Source organism: Proteus sp. G2669 (genome assembly GCF_009915245.1).
In the GTDB taxonomy this organism is placed as follows: domain Bacteria; phylum Pseudomonadota; class Gammaproteobacteria; order Enterobacterales; family Enterobacteriaceae; genus Proteus.
This window is the reverse complement of sequence record NZ_JAABLX010000034.1, coordinates 34,229-52,617: the sequence shown is the minus strand read 5'-3', so window position 1 is coordinate 52,617 and position 18,389 is coordinate 34,229. Positions and strand designations below refer to the sequence as shown.

The following is an 18,389-nucleotide window of genomic DNA, read 5'->3' as shown; positions in this document are numbered from 1 at the left end:
TCGTTCAGCATTGGCTTTGTCCGCTTGCTCTTTAGCTAGGCGCTCTTGTTCAGCTTTGGCTTTATCAATAAGGTTATTTTTTTTATCTGCAATTTGTTGTTTTTCAGCATTGAAAGATTTATCACTGAGTTGAGCATTTATCCAGATAACTTGGCGCCAATTATTATATTCATCAGTAGATAGCCCATAAATAATTCTTCCATCATCTGTAATGGCATGTGCTTCCGAATCTTTACCGTTACTAAGTGTTCCTAAATCATGCATTGTATTATTAAAATAAACAAAGCCATGACGGTGGAACATGATAAAGGCTGGCACTGGTTTTAACTTAGCATTATCGGGAATTGTATCATTGTTGTAATTGTCGGTTTCAGACCACCCTACGATATATTTACCATCAGCCGAAATATCATTTGCTTTTGCATTCCTAAATCGATTTTCATTTGGTTTCTGTGAAAGATTACCAATATTAATAAGACTATCTTGTGATAAATCATAGAGTATCGCTTGGCTAAAAAGTGAGGAAGAGACCTTAACATGAGTTGGTAGCTTAATGTCATAATCATCATGCCAAACTTCTTCCCAACCAACACTATAGTTTCCATCTGTGGAAATATCAGTTAGTTTTGACGAGCCAAACTCGGATCGATTAATTTCTCTGATAGGGCCATCATTTGTAGTAACAAAAGCAGTTCTAGGATACTTACCATCATTGAGTTGTTTTTTAGAAATATCTCGGTTGAGCTGACCAATAAACACTCGACCATTATCACTGATTTTTTGAATATCAATATTTCGTCTTTTTATACCAGAAAAGAATGGATATTCAGTTATTGATAAAAGTAGAATATTCTTTTCAGGGTGGTCTGGTAAATAATTATTAATATTATCAACAGATAAAAGGAGACTCTCTTTTTTATTTATATCATATATAAATTTTTCATTTTCATTATTAATAGGATTGTATAAAATAAATTTACCATCTTTTGTTAAATGTTTAATTTTTATATTTTTTTCTAAAATAGTAAATGTGTTATTTATTGTGTTGTATGAAAAAGCATAACACTCAGATTGTCCTCGACAGTTATTATTCACTACCGAAAAATTTTCTTCTTTAATTATTTTATCTAATATGGACTTGGATTTTGTTGCATAACCGACAACGATTATACCATCTTCAGAGATCCGCTCTAGATAAATGGTATCTAATTGTTTATCACTCTCTTTATTTATTTTATTTTGAGTTTTACCGCCATCTGTACTAATAAATAGCTCACTTGGTAAAAAAGATTCATCAAACACATTTATTTTTCTGATGTCATAACTAGGTATTTCCACTCTTATTATGCTGTTATAATCATCTGCTACAATGTTATATTTATCAATTGTATGTTGATTTATAGCTGTATACACAGATACACTACCAAATGGAGTAAATAAGTATTGATTATAATTATTATTGTCTACGATTTTACCTTGATTATGTTTGAAATGATTATGTTTTTTATCTCGAAGGTGATCATAATACGTTGCATAACTCAACATACTAAATGGTTTATAGATTGAATGACCTATATCTTCTATATTATAATTTCCATAAGAATTAATAGGAAATATATATATTGAGCACAATATCAATAATATTGAATTATATTTTATCTTCATTGTTGGTATCCATAAGAGAGTTTTTACAGGAGGTTAACTTCTGTATTAATTAAAGTCAATTGGATAAAATAAAATGAATATAATATATAATGGTTTTAAATTTATTATTATCACAAGTAAGTGTTGGGTGTGTTAATTAAATTAACAGTTCTAAGTTCTAATTCATTTTTTAGAGTGATAATTTCTTCTTCGCATGCTGAACGCCAAATACTGGCTACACCATAAACACCATGTTGATGAAATGCATTAATACGAATCAATACAGATTCACTAAGTGAATTAATAAACTGAGAAAGTAATTCGATATTCTCTAAATAGTCGGTTTTTTCTGGAATATATAAAAGGCGTAATTCCGTAAGTAGATTATTATTAGCTAACCATATGATTGATTCTTTAATACGCTGATTACCTCGGCCAGTTAAATAAATATGAGTCTCTTCATCCCAACTTTTTAAATCGATCATCGCACCATCCATAAAGGGGGCGATTTTTTGCCAGCCATTAAGAGAAAGAGTGCCATTACTGTCGATTAAACAACTAAGGTGTTTAAGATCAGGTGCTTCTTTGATTGCTTTAAAATAATCAATTAAAAAAGGCAGTTGTAACGTGGATTCTCCACCGCTTACTGTTATGCCATTAATAAAGGCTGCATATTTGCGTGTAATAGCCATTAGTTCATCAACAGTATAGGTTAATGTCATCGGGCTTGATTGTCGTGGGCACTGCTGAATACAGGTGTCACATTGTTCACAACTGGTACTGTTCCAACTTATGGCACCATTTTGTAATGAAAGTGCTTGCTGTGGGCAAGCCGGAATGCAGTCACCACAATTATCACAGATCCCTATGGTGTAGGGATTGTGACAATTTTTACAGCGCAGATTACACCCTTGTAGGAAGATGGCCAGACGATTGCCTGGGCCATCTACACAAGAAAAGGGCAATATCTTATTTATCGAAACGCATCTGCTGTTCATGACTAATAACTCGTGGTTTACGTTCAGCGATATGACAGTTTGCTGTGGCTTCATCACCTAACCAAGTGGTATTAAGGCGGGAGCCTTCTTCTTTGTATTTGTTTAAATCCGATAAACGCACCATATAGCCTGTAACACGAACGAGGTCATTACCACCTACATTGGCAGTAAATTCTCTTAATCCTGAAGAAAATGCCCCTAAGCAGAGTTGCATTAGGGCATCAGGATTTTGTTTGATGGTTTCATCAACCGTTAAAATATCGCTAATTCCTGAGGTATAAAATTGATGGTGAGGAGCAACCGTCATTAAATGGGTAACAGGGTCTGGCTCTTTACCATAAGGAATGCGAGTCGCAGGGGTTGTGCCAATATCAGAGCTAATGCCCGATTGAGCATGTAACATTGAGCGATGCTTCCAACCATATTTAACCGGTGTATCAGCGACAAATTGTGCTAATTTTTCGCTGATCATATAGCTAAGTTTGTTGGCAGATCCATTATCACCATAAGCAGCTTGCTTGCCTTCTTTTTCGAGTAGAAGTGCTACGGCTTCTGCCATGGCGTAAATACCAAACATTGGCGCAAAACGATCAGGTGAGATTAATCCTTCTTCAACTAAGAAACTCTGTTTAAAGAAATTAGATTTTTCATAGAGAAACTCACAACGGGCATCGATGATCTCAATCTGTTTTTGCATATAAAAAGGCAATACATTATCAAGAAAATCGCGACTATCTTGGCTACGCTGTGCAACCTCTTTAAGATTTATACGCACTAAGGTGCTACCACCACCACTTTGAGGCAGAGAGTTATAACAACTCACAATGCCATATTCATCTTTACCAAATACCGCATCTTGCAAGGTACCATTAGCAATATGAGGTTTGCTACTGTGGCAAATATTAGTAATGGCTTGGTGAAGTAAATCTGTTGGTGTTGAATTCGCATCATAAATAAATGTGAGATTAGGTGCGACTTGTTGAAGCTCAACATCCACTTTAAGAATTAAACGTGTAAGAACAGAGTCTTCTGGACCAATATTGGCGTGCATAAAAGCATCTGGTAGCGTTCTATCAAGATAACGCCAGAAGCGTTTTAATTTAGGGTAAAGCTGTTCTTCGGTTAACTCGCCGACATAAGGCAGTAAAATTTTATCAATACGTCCTAAATAAACAGGCATAGAGGTTACAGAAGGAACATGATGATAAAGGATAGTCAGCATGTTTAAGGCATCGTCAAAATCTTGCGCAGGTTCGAGTTCTAAATAACGAGAACCCTGTGCTAAAAACTTCGCGTAATCAGGTAAAACATAACGAGGTTTATAAGGGGCGTGACCTTCATACATATCACAGATAACCCGTTCATTAAGCGCTTTAGCTGCATCATCAGGAAGTGACGGATAAGGCAACATATTTTCAGCTTCTAACGCCAGAAAATGACGTTTTTGTTCCGGGGAAAGGGTTGGATTTTCTACGATTTGTTGACAACGTTGGATAACAGATTGTTCAGTCATAACCACCTCAGTACTCAAAGAGCCAGAAAAAGATTTAAAACTTATCTTTTTAGGTTAATGACTTGGTCAGAATTTACCGTGACTTTAAACAAAACCCCTTTAAAGATTAAGGAAATAGCACGAAAACACGCATAAATTAGATATATCTAATTTATAGTTAATTAGATATAAAAAATGAGTTTAGTTAATGATCCACTAAACTCACTAAGTAATTCGTTAAAGAATAAGAATTTATGTTTTATCTATTTTATTATCAGTGTCGTTATTTTCCTCTTTGACACTCTCTTTTGATTCATTTTCTTCATTATTTTCATCTTCACTGTCTTCATCTTCCTCTTTTTCAGTACGAGGCGGTAAATTAGCCGTTAATAAATAGGGCGATTGTTGCCAATGAACGGGGGTTAACTGAAGCAGGTTATGAGAAAGTAAAAAGCCAATGGCGAGCGCAACTAATAGCATCACACGTAATAAATTTGTTGTGTTATCGACTTGGCTTGATTCAGTGACCAACTGGTGAGTATCTAATGTTAGCCTTAAAAATCCCTTCGGTTTATCTTTGCCCGGTACGGGAACAACAAGTTGGTGATTAAAAGAACCACCACTCTTTTGTCCTTCTAGCGCTAATCGCTCTTTAACAGTGACATTTTCACCACTATGCGCTATTTGTGTACCATCTTCTAAATAAAGGCTGGCATCAAGCACCCGACTATTGTGAGTTAGATGATTTAAATTAGCCATAATGAGGGGATTTACGTTATCTTTGCTACTGTCATCCAGATAAGTGGATAAAGAGAACGCAACTTGTTCTGCCAGCGTTTTTGCAAGCTCTTCAAACTGGGTAATTCGGGCATGCTGATTAGCACGGCTAAAATAAGACGCGCCCTGCATAAGAAATGCCAATAGTGCGATACAAATCAGTATAATCGCCGTTTTTTGTAGTTTGAATTTTAGTTTGTCTTTAAGCATGTTCATCCTTTTGCGTAAGCAAGTATGTGCATGTTGCCAGATGAGTCAGAGATAGAATAGGCTGAATAACGATTATTTTGTTCAGACAGGGGAAAACAGGAGAATAAGTATGTCAAATAGTCTGACCTATTGCTATTTACCGGATGAAATCCGTAAATGGCCAGGTCTGCCGTTATCACTCAGTGGTGAAGAGGTAATGCCACTAGATTACCGCGCTGGTGATAGTGGGTGGTTACTTTATGGACGTGAACTTGATAAGAAAAGAATAAGTGAGTTCCAACATAAATTAGGTGTGGCAATCGTAGTGGTTTCTTCATGGCGTATTGATGATTACCAAGTTGTGCGTATTGCAGGTAGCCTAACCCGTAGAATTCGCCGTTTATCTGATGAATGTGGCCTAGATGTCGTTCCACTAGGTGAAATTCCTCGCTTGCGTTCTCCTGGGCTTTTAGTGATGGATATGGACTCAACGGCTATTCAAATTGAGTGTATTGATGAAATCGCCAAACTTGCGGGAGTGGGTGATAAAGTTGCGGCAATAACAGAACGCGCTATGCAAGGTGAAATGGATTTTAGCGAAAGCTTAAAACTCCGTGTTGCTGAACTTAAAGGAGCCGACGCTTCTATTTTGCAAAAAGTGATGGATGATTTGCCTCTTATGCCGGGGTTAACGAGCTTAGTGCGCAAACTTCAGGCGATGGATTGGCATATTGCTATTGCATCAGGCGGCTTTACTTATTTTGCAGACAACCTAAAACAAAAATTACGGTTAGTGTCTGCTGTTGCTAATCATCTTGAAATTAAAGATGGCAAGCTAACAGGTAAAGTCAAAGGCACTATTGTTGATGCAAAATATAAAGCACAAGTGCTTGCGCGTTTAGCTAAAGATTTAGAGATCCCAATGGAGCAAACTATTGCCATTGGTGATGGCGCAAACGATCTTAAAATGTTGAGAAAGGCAGGACTGGGCATTGCCTATCATGCAAAACCAAAAGTGTATGCTCAGGCAAAAGTGGCTATTCGTCATGCCGATTTAATGGGTGTGATGTGTATTTTAAGTGGTGGTTTAAAACACGAAGAGCGTTAAACACGTTTTTTAGAATTGTTATCGTAGGGAGAGAAGTGTGGCAAAAGCAGCAAAAAGAGCCTTTGTATGTAATGAATGTGGTGCAGATTATCCTCGCTGGCAAGGGCAATGCTCGGCTTGCCATGCGTGGAATACAATTACAGAAATTCGTCTTGCTGCCACCTCTTCCTCCCGTAATGAACGCTTTAGTGGCTTTGCGGGGGATGCTAAAGGTGTTAGTCGTGTTCAAAAGTTATCGGAAATTAGCCTTGAAGCATTACCCCGATTCTCCACAGGATTTAAAGAGTTTGACCGAGTATTAGGTGGTGGCGTTGTTCCCGGAAGTGCCATTTTAATCGGGGGAAGTCCCGGCGCAGGTAAGAGTACTTTATTACTACAGACTATGTGCCGTTTAGCTACTGAAATGAAAACGCTGTATGTCACGGGTGAAGAGTCGCTACAACAAGTCGCTATGCGCGCTCATCGATTAGGTTTACCGACAGCAGAACTGAATATGTTGTCAGAAACCAGCATTGAGCAAATCTGTTTAATTGCTTCACAAGAAAAGCCTAAATTGATGGTGATTGACTCTATTCAAGTGATGCATATGGCGGATATTCAATCTTCACCGGGCAGTGTTGCTCAAGTACGTGAAACGGCCGCTTATCTGACTCGTTTTGCTAAAACCAATGATGTTGCCATTATTATGGTAGGTCATGTAACAAAAGATGGCACCTTAGCTGGGCCGAAAGTGCTAGAACACTGTATTGACTGCTCTGTTATGCTTGATGGCGAAACAGACTCTCGTTTTCGTACCTTACGTAGCCATAAAAATCGTTTTGGTGCCGTTAATGAATTAGGTGTCTTTGCAATGACAGAGCAAGGATTGCGAGAAGTGAGTAATCCTTCTGCTATCTTTTTAAGTCGAGGAGATGAGATCACATCAGGCAGTTCTGTGATGGTGGTATGGGAAGGAACAAGGCCTTTATTGGTTGAGATCCAAGCATTAGTTGATCACTCGATGCTATCAAATCCACGCCGTGTGGCTGTGGGGTTAGAGCAAAATCGCCTTGCTATTCTACTTGCAGTTTTACACCGCCATGGCGGATTACAAATGTCTGATCAGGACGTTTTTGTCAATGTGGTAGGAGGGGTTAAAGTCACAGAAACCAGTGCTGATTTAGCCTTGTTATTATCATTAGTATCGAGTTTTCGTAATCGTCCTTTACCACGTGATTTAGTGATATTTGGTGAAGTCGGCCTTGCGGGAGAAATTCGACCTGTACCGAGTGGGCAAGAGCGTATTGCAGAAGCAGCAAAACATGGTTTTAAACGAGCCATTGTACCGAGTGCAAATATGCCAAAGAAAAATCCACCGGATATGAAAGTGTATGGTGTGAAAAAACTGTCAGATGCATTATCTGTTCTTGATGATTTAGAAGACTTCTAAAGGAGCTAATTATGGGACCTTTTGATTATATCAAACAGGCTATCAGAAAAAATGGATACACCTTACAACACGTTGCTGATGAAAGTGATATGACAAAAGGCTATCTTAGCCAATTGATTAATAATAAAATCAAGAGCCCCAGTGCGCAAAAAATGTCGGCATTACACCAATTCTTGGGGTTAGAATATCCAGTCAAAAAGAAAACAATTGGTGTTATTTTTGGTAAATTTTATCCTCTTCACACAGGGCATATCTATTTAATTCAACGTGCTTGTAGCCAAGTTGATGAACTACATGTGATCCTCTGTCATGACGAACCTCGCGATAAGAACCTATTTATCAATAGTGCGATGTCACAGCAACCAACTGTCAGTGATAGATTACGCTGGTTATTGCAAACTTTTAAATATCAAAAAAATATTCGTATTCATGAATTTGATGAGCATGGTATTGAGCCACAACCTCATGGTTGGGAAATGTGGAGTGAAGGGATCAAAACCTTTTTGCGTGAAAAACAAATTGCACCTGATTTTATCTATACCAGTGAACGTGATGATGCGGATCAATATAATGCTTTCTTGGGTATTGAAACGATATTGATTGATCCAGAACGCTCATTTATGAATATCAGTGGTAGTCAAATTCGCCAAGCACCTTTTAAATATTGGGAATATATTCCAACAGAAGTTAAACCCTTCTTTGTGCGCACCGTGGCTATTTTAGGCGGTGAATCTAGCGGTAAATCAACATTGGTCAATAAGCTTGCCAATATCTTCAATACAACCAGTGCATGGGAGTATGGTCGCGATTATGTTTTCTCTCATTTAGGTGGAGACGAGATGGCATTACAATATTCGGACTACGATAAAATTGCATTGGGACATGCTCAATATATTGATTTTGCTGTTAAATATGCCAATAAAGTGGCTTTTATTGATACGGATTTTGTCACTACTCAGGCATTTTGTTTACGTTATGAAGGTAAAGAACACCCTTTCGTACAAGCACTTATTGATGAGTACCGTTTTGATTTAGTGATTGTTTTAGAAAATAACACGCCATGGGTAGCGGATGGTTTACGCAGTTTAGGCAGTGATAAAGATCGTCGACTCTTCCAAACTTTACTGATGGAAATGCTAGATAAAAACAATATTGAGTATATCAAAGTTAACTCACCTGATTATGATGAGCGCTTCTTAAGTTGCGTTGAATTAGTCAGAGAATTATTGATGATGCAATCAAAGCATATTGAGTAAATACATAAATATAAAACGCCTTAAGGGGCGTTTTATATTTAAGGATAAAAATAATCACAGATCTCAAAACTCAAAACTCAACACTTTCCTCTCAGAGTAATTCCCTTTTATTTATTATTCTTTGCCACTGATGCACTATCAGAACAAAATCACTTACCAAAAGATAAAAATATATAAAAAAATCTGTCAAATAAGCTATCTACGTAATAATGCTATTTTTTTCAATAAGGTGAAAAAGGTTACTGAAAATTAATGTAGGGATCTCTATTATAGATAACAGGTATAGATTTATCGGTGTGTATTTCTTTTGCCATTAGGTGTGAGGAGTCACACTCTCTATCTTCATTCGTTCAAGTGAAGAAGCAGACTATTTTTCGTAAAAGGACAAGATAATGGCGCAACCTTCCCGTGTTTCACTTCATATCAAGAAAACAGTCATTTCGTTAGCGATTGCCGCTTTAGGTTTTACCGTCTCATCAACTGCATTGGCTTATCAAAAAGTTCATCAACCAGATAATAGCTATCAGCAGTATGTCTCACAGCGCCAAACGGTTGATAGTTTGATCCAAGATGCGTTAGATGCCTTTAAATCTCCGGCACGAGTGTCAGATGCAGGATTTACGGGAAAATTGCCATCAAATATGGAAATAGTGGCACAAAAACTGCAACAAGCTTATAAATTAGAACCTTACCGTCTCGATTTATTATTTAGCACCGCGAGTGCTTATATCTATAACAATGATGTTCCTCGCGCGATTACTATTTATAAACAGATTTTAGAAGCAGCACCTGATGATATTGACGCGCTAATTTATGTCACTTCATGGACTCGTTTTGAAGGAAAAGATAAAGAGAGCGAAGCATATTTCAATAAATTGAAATCATTAAATCCAGCTAAAGCTGAAGAGATTAGTTGCTTTTTTGCAGAGATTGATCGCGTAAGTAAAATGCCTTTAAGTGATAAATTGACACCGGCAGATTTGGCAAAACTAAATAAAACCAAAGATAACAACGCGATTGTGACATTGGGTTATGCTTTAAATCCCGATGGCACAATGAATAAGATTTTAATTGAACGTTTAAATAAAACTTTAGAAGTGGCTAAACAATTACCTGAAGCTATGATTGTCGTTACGGGGGGCGTGCCAAAAGCACATCAAACGGAAGGTAAATTAATGGCGGATTGGTTGGTGAAAAACGGTATTGCACCAGAGCGTATTTTCCAAGAAAACTATGCGCGTACAACCGTCGAAAATGCATTATTTAGCCGTTATGCTTTAACCAAACATCGTATTAAAACAGCCGTTATTATTAGCTCTGGTAGTCATGTTCGTCGTGCCGATGCGATTTTCACGCTTGCAAGCTGGCAAAGTGGCCCAAGTGACATTACTTATCTAACGGTTGTTGCACCAGATAAGCCATTAGCTGAATTACAAAAGGCAAGTAAATCAGATATACAAGGCATTTATCGTGATGGCTTAAAAGCGCTAGGATTATGGAGCTTCCGTAGCTATCCACTAGAAGAGCGTTAATGGGAGCGTTTTAACGTTAATTAGTTTAGAAAGGAAATCTCCTCAATAACCAAAATGATTGGGGAGGTTTTTATTATTTTTTACTGTGGCACTAAATTTATTATAAATTTGTACACGCTTAATTTTTATTGAATTGATAACAGTTATCATTACTATTGATTCTCACAATAGTTAATAATGAGAAATAAAGTGAGAATTCCTCTGATGATATGTGCATTGATGGCCTCTTTTCCCAGCTTTGCAAGTTGCTTAGCAGTAACTGAAAATAAAGAAATGACAGGTCAGTTTGATAACAACAATACGTTGTGTTTTACCGCTCATTTAGAAAGCCAACGTTATGTTGAATTAAACGTAAAAGGGATACAAAACTTACGGTTAGAGACACAAAACGGCACTCATATTCGTAGTTTGTTAAAGGATATTCCCGCTGATGGACAACAGAAAGTACGCTTTCTATTACCTGAAACGGCTAATTATCAATTAGTTGCACAAGGTGAAGCTAAAAAGCAGTGGCAATTCATGCTAACAACACAACCTTATCAACCGTTAGATAAAAATGCCGGTATTGCACCAACTAGCCCTCGTTTACAAACGCTCGCTAAACAACTTGATCAAAAAAATATTCAGGCATTTTGGCAACAAATACGTCGAGAAGGGGCTCCTCTGATTGAGCCTTATGATCATGATAAAAAGCGAGTCACCTTTCTATGGCAAGGTGCCAAAAAGAATGTTTATTTATTGGGATCACCTGATGGCAATCATGATCCGTTAACGAATTTAGCGAATAGTGATATTTGGTATCGCAGTTATATCGTGCCTAACGACACATTAATGCAATATAAATTAGCGCCTGATGTACCTGTTATTGAAAATTCAGAGCCTTTTGAACAACGTCGCGCGATTTTAACCACGGCACAAGCCGATCCATTTAATTCCCAAAATTCACCAAGTCAATCTGAGGATATCTATAATCACTTTTCTTTATTGTCGTTAGACAGTAAGCGTGAATGCCAATTGCCCGATATTCTTGATAGAACAATGAAAGGCAAGACGGAGATTGTTCGTTTTCACAGTGAGATCTTAAATAATGATCGTGAAATCGCACTTTATCAGCCAGCCCAAAAAATGGAAATACCGCGGATCTTGGTCTTATTTGATGGTCAAACTTATCGTCGCCAATATGGTATTGATAAGTTTTTTGATACACAGATCGAGGAAGGAAAATTGGCACCGATGATGATCCTATTTGTTGATAGTATTGATAGTGATCGCCGTAGTGTTGAATTACCACCAAATCCTGATTTTTATCGTTTCTTGGCTGATGAATTATTTGTTTGGCTAGAAAAAGAGAAAGGTATTCACATATCAGGAGAAGAAACGATTGTATCAGGCTCAAGTTATGGTGGATTAGCGTCTTCATGGGTCGCATTTAATCGCCCTGATCGCTTTGGTAAAGTGCTGAGTATGTCTGGCTCTTATTGGTGGGCGCCTGAAAATGAAGAGCCTGAATGGCTTATTCGACAATTTGAGCAAGCAGATAAAAAACCATTACAGTTTTTCTTAGAAGCAGGGCTATTTGAAAGTCGTGGTGATAAAGGAGGAATTTTAAATAATAATCGCCACTTGAAACAGGTTTTAGAACAAAAAGGCTATCCTGTTCAATCACTCGAAATGGCCAGTGGGCATGATTATATTTCTTGGTGTGAAACACTGTATTTGGGTGCAAAAGCATTAACACAAGAAAATTAATATTTTTAAATCCGATCTCAATACAAAAGAAGCTTATACATGAGAATACATTGTATAAGCTTCATTTTTGTCACCAACTTGTCATAAAGCTGTCATCAAAATCGCTTTTACTCTTCATTTCTTTGTCATTTAACTGCCGTAAGCTTTTTCTGACTTAAAACATTAACCCTGTTTTTTTACTTTAGAGTGCAAGGAAAAAGCTATGTCTCATCGTTACCAACGTTCTATTTTATCCGTTATTGTAACAACGCTATTGGCTGGTGCGAGTTTCTCTTCTTTTGCAGCTCCCGTTGCTGCTGATGCAATTTTGGCTCAAGATCGCGCAGCAAAAGGTAATATCACGGAATTTGGTGGTGCTCGCCGTATGACTCAAGATCAAACTGAGGCATTAAAAGCAGCTTTAAATAATAACCAAGCGAAAAATGTGATCCTCTTTATTGGTGATGGCATGGGGGATTCTGAAATCACTGTTGCACGTAACTACGCTGAAGGTGCGGGCGGGTTTTTTAAAGGCATTGATGCGTTACCGATGACGGGTCAATACACACACTATTCATTAGATAGAAAAACACAAAAACCTAACTATGTAACAGATTCGGCAGCCTCAGCAACAGCATGGGCTTCTGGTGTGAAAACTTATAATGGTGCATTAGGGATTGATGTATTTGGTAAGGATCACCAAACCATTTTGGAATTAGCAAAAGCCAATGGAAAGGCAACAGGGAACGTGACTACATCTGAAATTCAAGATGCGACACCTGCCGCACTATTTTCTCATGTCACTGGACGTAAATGTTATGGTCCCGTTGAAACCTTAGAAAAATGCTCAACTAATGCATTAGAAAATGGCGGCAAAGGTTCTATCTCTGAGCAATTATTAGTGACTCGTGCAGACGTTACATTGGGGGGGCGGTGCAAAAAGTTTCGCTCAAACCGCCGCTGTGGGGGAATACAAAGGTAAAACGTTAGAGCAACAAGCTATTGAGCGTGGTTATCAAATCGTCAAAGATGCAAAATCGTTAGACGCAATTACTTTGGCAAATCAGGATAAACCGGTATTAGGTTTATTCCATGAAGGTAATATGGCTGTTGCGTGGGAAGGTCCTAAAGCGGTTTATCATGGCAATATCAATAATCCACCATTAGAGTGCAAACCTAACTCTAAACTCGATCCTAATGCGCCAACATTGGCACAAATGACTAAAAAAGCGATCGATTTACTGAAAACTAATGAAAACGGTTTCTTCTTACAAGTTGAAAGTGCCTCTATTGATAAGCAAGATCATAATGCTAACCCTTGTGGACAAATAGGTGAAACTGTTGCGTTAGATGAAGCTGTACAGATCGGTTTAGATTTTGCTAAACAAAACGGTGATACGTTGATTATTGTCACCGCTGACCATGCGCATTCAAGCCAGATTATTGAAGCGGATGTGAAATCAAGTGGCTTAACACAAGCGCTTATCACTAAAGATGGCGCAGTTATGGTGGTGAATTACGGTAACTCGGAAGAAGAATCTCAAGAGCATACTGGTGCGCAATTGCGTGTGGCTGCTTATGGTCCGCATGCGGCTAATGTGGTTGGATTAACTAACCAAACAGACTTATTCTTCACAATGCGTGATGCAATGGGTCTGAAATAAATTTAAATTAATACTGTAGTCTGTCTGAACTTGTAGTCGAATTGCCTTACTAAATTGTTGTATTTTTGCGCGACTCAGAGAGATACCCTCTAGTCGCGTTTTTTTATTAAAAATAAATATAAGAAAATAAAATGATAATAAATCAATAAGTTATTTATAGTCTGATTTTGAAAATTACACATTCTCTGTTATAATCGACAGAATTTACAAATAAATCTATGTAATATTCTCAACTTCTCCATTGATTATTGCACTTAAGTTGCAATATCTTTTTATCTAATAACACTCTACGTTATTTAGGTATTACCAATAAAAATCTTTTCTCAGATGTATTATCTGCTCATGGTCTTTCTCTTTTTATGAGATTGAAGGAGAACAGAGTCAAACAAACAACGATAAAAATAAGGTTATTATTTCTATGCTGACACTGCTTCATTTACTCTCATCAGTCGCGCTTCTTGTCTGGGGAACACATATTGTTCGTACAGGGATCATGCGTGTCTTTGGCTCTGATTTGCGCCGCATTTTAGGTAAAAGTATTAATAAAAAATCCAACGCTTTCCTTGCGGGGGTTGGGGTAACGGCATTAGTCCAGAGCAGTAATGCAACGGCACTTTTGGTTATCTCTTTTGTGACGCAAGGACTTATTTCGATTACACCTGCACTTGTTATTATGTTAGGTGCGGATGTAGGTACGGCACTTATGGCACGAGTGCTGACGTTTGATCTCTCTTGGTTATCTCCACTTCTTATTCTTATTGGGGTCATTACTTTTTTAAGTCGTAAAAAAGAGCGAGTTGGGCAACTTGGGCGTGTAGGGATTGGTCTTGGTTTAATTATTCTCGCTTTGCAACTTATCGTGACATCCGCAGAGCCAATTACTCATGCGAGTGCGGTACAAGCTATCTTTACATCATTAAGTGGGGACACTGTTTTAGCTCTCTTAGTGGGCGCTTTGTTTGCCATGGTGAGTTATTCAAGCCTTGCTGCAGTGTTATTAACTGCGACATTAAGTGCAACAGGGTTAATGCCTTTGTATATCAGCTTATGCATTGTGATTGGTTCTAATATTGGTAGTGGTTTACTGGCATTAATGAGTAGCCGAGGACAAAATGTTGTTTCTCGCCAAGTTGTATTAGGAAGTCTATTTTTTAAATTGATTGGTGCATTTCTGGTTTTACCTTGGATAACCTTAATTGCGAATAAAATTCAGCAATACGGTTTTTCTCCAGCAGAAGTCGTTATCTATTTTCATGTTATCTATAATCTTGCACGCTGTGTATTGATGATCCCTTTTGTCGGCATAATGGCAAAATTATGTCAGAGACTTATTCCGGAATTACCAGTCGCAGGATCTGAAGTTGCGCCTCGTTATTTGGATCAATCTGCTATTGATACACCATCTTTAGCTATCGCTAATGCGGTTAGAGAATCACTACGATTAGGTGATGTTGTAGAACAAATGTTGCAACGTTTTATTGCATTAATGGAAGGTGATCGTCAGCAGAAAAGGGAAATTAGTCAGTTAGAAGAAGAGGTTGAATTGCTTCATAGCAGTATTAAATTGTACATGGCGCAAATTCAACAGCATGATCTGGGCACTGAAGATTCTCGACGTTGGGCCGAAATTATTGATACAGCGATGAATTTACAACAATCATCCGCTATTATTGCGCGCATGTCAGTTGAAGTGGTGAGTAAAGGTTTAAATCATCACTTATTTTTATCGGAGGAAGGGCGTCGTGAATTACAGACACTCCTTGAGCGTCTGCAAAGTAATCTGAATCTGGCGATGTCGGTATTTGTTTCCGGCAACATGGAACATGCTCGTAAGTTACGTCGAGCAAAACATCGTTTCCGTTTACTCAACCAACGTTACTCGTTTGCACATGTAGAACGTCTTCATTTGCATAATATGCAAAGCATTGAAACTAGTTCTCTGCATACCAGTTTGCTTGGTGATATGAAACGGTTGAATTCCTTATTCTGTGCGGTGGCTTACCACGCACTAGAACGAAGTGAATCATCATCAGAACAGGTTAATCTTTAATAATGAAAAATGTTATTCGTCAATTAACACGAAATGAAATTCCACAAGTTTGGGAAATCGATAGAACTGAGCTTATTGAAAAACTATATGTATTAAAAGAAGGAAAGTTGCTTTTATCAGAGCAACGCTTTGATATGAAAGGTTGGCCAGAAGGTGAAACGGAACATTACACCCCTGTTTTACTTGAAAGCTTTGATCGAGGAGCGCCTTTTTGGGGCGTTTTTGAGCGTGATCGATTGGTCGCAGCGGCAAGTGTTGATCCGAAAAAGCGCGGTAAAAATGGTAGTCTACTTCAACTCTCTTTTTTACATGTTAGCCACCAGCAACGTGGGCAAGGTTTAGCACGAATACTCTTTGACTATTGCGTGAAATATGCGAAGGAAAACGGTGCGGATGGATTATATATCTCATCAACACCATCTGAAAATAGTGTGAATTTTTATCAGCATCTAGGGTGCCGCTTAATTGATATTCCTGATCCTGAACTTTATGAAAGAGAGCCAGAAGATATTCATTTGGTCTTTTATTTTATAAAGTCAAATAACGCATAATTTCGTTTATTAATAACATGATAAAATCAAACGCCTTTTCGTGAGAATGAGAAGGCGTTTTTTATATTGTAGAAAACGCTTTAACCCTTTAAAAATTAAGGATATAGAGAGTTTTTTTTCTTTATATAAGTTGATTTAGTACCGGTGTTATATATAATAATGAAAATCATTATCATTAATGGTGAGTTATTATGGCTAAATCAACACGTTTATCTCCAGTCACTTCTTGGACATCTCGTATCAGTTTATGGGAAATGTTAGCTGTTTCTTCTTTACTTACCGTCATTATGCACTCTATTGCTGGAACATCTGCATTTACGTTAGTTTTAGTTGTTTCAATGCTGCTATCAACATTGATGTTATTCCATAAGAAATTGCAGATGTGGGTGATGATCCCTGCTGGAGTTGTGTTGACTTATAGTTTAATGACACTGTTAGCCACATATTATGGATAATGAATAGAAAGCAATAAAGGATTATTAACTGGGGGTTAACAAAGGAAAAGAAAGGTTAATTGAGTGGTGCGAAGAGGGGGACTTGAACCCCCACGTCCGTAAGAACACTAACACCTGAAGCTAGCGCGTCTACCAATTCCGCCATCCTCGCAGTCTTACTCAATTATTTAGCTCTACAAAAAGTGTGTTTGGTGCGAAAAGGGGGACTTGAACCCCCACGTCCGTAAGGACACTAACACCTGAAGCTAGCGCGTCTACCAATTCCGCCACCCTCGCAATCTAAACATTATCTTTGTAGATAGGAGGCGAATTTTAGGCCTTTTATTTTTGGCGTCAATTATTTTTTATCATTAAATTATCTTAGTGATGAAAAATAAAACACCTTGAATTATCACTTAAAATCAGCCCAAAAATAAAGCCCTGTTTTAGATAACAGGGCCTGTGATTAATCTTTCTTGGTGGCTTGGTAAACTTTAAATTTACCTGTTGATGCAAGCACTTCATGAGAGCCAAATACATGATCCAGAATGTCTGGATAAGGGATAAATGAATTCGCTACAATGCGTAATTTCCCCCCTTTTTTTAGGTAATTAGGTGCAAGGCGAATAATATCTTCAGCAGCAGTATAGCTTGTACCTAAACCATCATGGAAAGGCGGATTTGAGATTATCCAATCATAAGTTTCCTCAACGGCAGAATAGACATTACTCGCAATCACTCGGCCTTCTAATTCATTCACATTTAATGTCGCAATACTGGAAGAAATTGCAGCTGCATTTACATCACACAAAGTGAGTTTCAGCATTGGGTTTTTCTTGCCTAATACTGTAGCAAGAACACCACAACCACATGCCATATCTAGTAAATCACCAACCATTGCATCATCAAAAGTTGAAAGTAATAAACGGCTACCTTCATCTAATGCATTTTGGCTAAAGACACCCGGTAATGCCATTACGGTTAAATCGTTATGGCGATAAGTTTGCCACCAGTTATTACGGTCAAACAGTGTTTGATATGTTTGTGTACCAAAAAATAAGCTACAACGGCGTGCTGAATCTATTTTTTTAAGTTTAGCGATACCGTTCATTAATTCGGTTGCACTTTTAACACCGCTACGGTTTTCACCGACGATAAAGATTTCAGTACCCACTTGTAAGTTAGAGCAAAGGCTACGCAGTTGGAAAGTGGCTTCGTTTTTATTTTTAGGCCAAAAATAGATCAAGGTATTGCAATATTTTACAAAGGATTGATCTGCAACTAAACCGAAGAGTGCATTATCACCCATTGATTTTAGTAATGGTAACCATTGGTGATATTGGTTTGTATATGCTCTGACACTTTTCGCCTGGATCTGTGCTGCAAAAGTATCTTGAAGATCACCTGCAATAAGTACATGCCTGTCTGCGAAATGATCTAGGTGACGAAGAATAACTTCGCTAGCAGGGGACAGTGAGGACATTATGATTATTACTCCTTAAAAAACATAAGACGCATGATATCAGATATAAAGAAA

Annotated in this window: 13 protein-coding genes, 2 tRNA genes and 1 pseudogene; 9 read left to right on the top strand and 7 right to left on the bottom strand. The window is 37.8% G+C overall.

Annotated elements, in window-relative coordinates; genetic code table 11:
• From GWI68_RS09335 to GWI68_RS09320, 4 genes are all read right to left on the bottom strand, one after another.
• On the bottom strand, window positions 1-1,665 hold a 1,665-nt coding region (locus GWI68_RS09335; protein ID WP_208105151.1), incomplete at its 3' end, for a hypothetical protein.
• A gap of 110 nt (window positions 1,666-1,775) precedes the next feature.
• Window positions 1,776-2,642: a YjjW family glycine radical enzyme activase gene (locus GWI68_RS09330; RefSeq protein ID WP_166540087.1), complete on the bottom strand. Its 867-nt coding sequence runs from the start codon at window positions 2,640-2,642 to the stop codon at window positions 1,776-1,778.
• Window positions 2,614-4,155 carry a YjjI family glycine radical enzyme gene (locus tag GWI68_RS09325; RefSeq protein WP_166540086.1) on the bottom strand — a complete coding sequence of 514 codons (1,542 nt, stop codon included), beginning with the start codon at window positions 4,153-4,155 and terminating at the stop codon, window positions 2,614-2,616. Before GWI68_RS09325 ends, GWI68_RS09330 begins: the two co-directional genes overlap by 29 nt.
• Window positions 4,156-4,386: 231 nt before the next feature.
• A complete protein-coding gene (locus GWI68_RS09320) occupies window positions 4,387-5,121 on the bottom strand; it encodes a YtjB family periplasmic protein (protein ID WP_109410060.1) in 735 nt (244 codons plus the stop codon).
• A 109-nt stretch (window positions 5,122-5,230) separates the two neighbouring features.
• On the opposite strand from GWI68_RS09320, the gene serB reads away from it, so the two are divergent.
• The 9 genes and pseudogenes from serB to GWI68_RS09275 all read left to right on the top strand — a co-directional run bounded on the left by serB (window position 5,231) and on the right by GWI68_RS09275 (window position 16,873).
• Window positions 5,231-6,208 (top strand): phosphoserine phosphatase, encoded by a 978-nt coding sequence (serB, locus tag GWI68_RS09315; protein ID WP_166540085.1) that lies wholly within the window; start codon window positions 5,231-5,233, stop codon window positions 6,206-6,208.
• Between the two features lie 37 nt (window positions 6,209-6,245).
• Window positions 6,246-7,637 carry a DNA repair protein RadA gene (radA, locus tag GWI68_RS09310; RefSeq protein ID WP_166540084.1) on the top strand — a complete coding sequence of 464 codons (1,392 nt, stop codon included), beginning with the start codon at window positions 6,246-6,248 and terminating at the stop codon, window positions 7,635-7,637.
• Between the two features lie 11 nt (window positions 7,638-7,648).
• Window positions 7,649-8,893: a multifunctional transcriptional regulator/nicotinamide-nucleotide adenylyltransferase/ribosylnicotinamide kinase NadR gene (nadR, locus tag GWI68_RS09305; protein WP_109410057.1), complete on the top strand. Its 1,245-nt coding sequence runs from the start codon at window positions 7,649-7,651 to the stop codon at window positions 8,891-8,893.
• A 392-nt stretch (window positions 8,894-9,285) separates the two neighbouring features.
• Window positions 9,286-10,425 (top strand): ElyC/SanA/YdcF family protein, encoded by a 1,140-nt coding sequence (locus GWI68_RS09300; RefSeq protein WP_166540083.1) that lies wholly within the window; start codon window positions 9,286-9,288, stop codon window positions 10,423-10,425.
• Window positions 10,426-10,644: 219 nt separating this feature from the next.
• A complete protein-coding gene (locus tag GWI68_RS09295) occupies window positions 10,645-12,174 on the top strand; it encodes an alpha/beta hydrolase-fold protein (protein ID WP_243733329.1) in 1,530 nt (509 codons plus the stop codon).
• A gap of 202 nt (window positions 12,175-12,376) precedes the next feature.
• Window positions 12,377-13,817, top strand: a pseudogene (gene phoA, locus GWI68_RS09290) (alkaline phosphatase).
• 418 nt (window positions 13,818-14,235) lie between these two features.
• Complete coding sequence (locus tag GWI68_RS09285; RefSeq protein ID WP_166540082.1) at window positions 14,236-15,867, top strand: Na/Pi cotransporter family protein; 1,632 nt, start codon at window positions 14,236-14,238, stop codon at window positions 15,865-15,867.
• A 2-nt stretch (window positions 15,868-15,869) separates the two neighbouring features.
• Window positions 15,870-16,418 carry a GNAT family N-acetyltransferase gene (locus GWI68_RS09280; protein ID WP_166540081.1) on the top strand — a complete coding sequence of 183 codons (549 nt, stop codon included), beginning with the start codon at window positions 15,870-15,872 and terminating at the stop codon, window positions 16,416-16,418.
• A gap of 191 nt (window positions 16,419-16,609) precedes the next feature.
• Window positions 16,610-16,873, top strand: coding sequence for a DUF1435 family protein (locus GWI68_RS09275; protein WP_109410052.1), 264 nt, complete (start codon window positions 16,610-16,612; stop codon window positions 16,871-16,873).
• Between the two features lie 64 nt (window positions 16,874-16,937).
• Here GWI68_RS09275 and GWI68_RS09270 read toward each other — a convergent pair.
• The 3 genes from GWI68_RS09270 to rsmC all read right to left on the bottom strand — a co-directional run bounded on the left by GWI68_RS09270 (window position 16,938) and on the right by rsmC (window position 18,335).
• Window positions 16,938-17,024: transfer RNA gene (locus GWI68_RS09270), tRNA-Leu, on the bottom strand.
• Window positions 17,025-17,062: 38 nt separating this feature from the next.
• Window positions 17,063-17,149: transfer RNA gene (locus tag GWI68_RS09265), tRNA-Leu, on the bottom strand.
• A 169-nt stretch (window positions 17,150-17,318) separates the two neighbouring features.
• Window positions 17,319-18,335 (bottom strand): 16S rRNA (guanine(1207)-N(2))-methyltransferase RsmC, encoded by a 1,017-nt coding sequence (rsmC, locus tag GWI68_RS09260; RefSeq protein WP_072069010.1) that lies wholly within the window; start codon window positions 18,333-18,335, stop codon window positions 17,319-17,321.
• Window positions 18,336-18,389 lie beyond the last annotated feature (54 nt).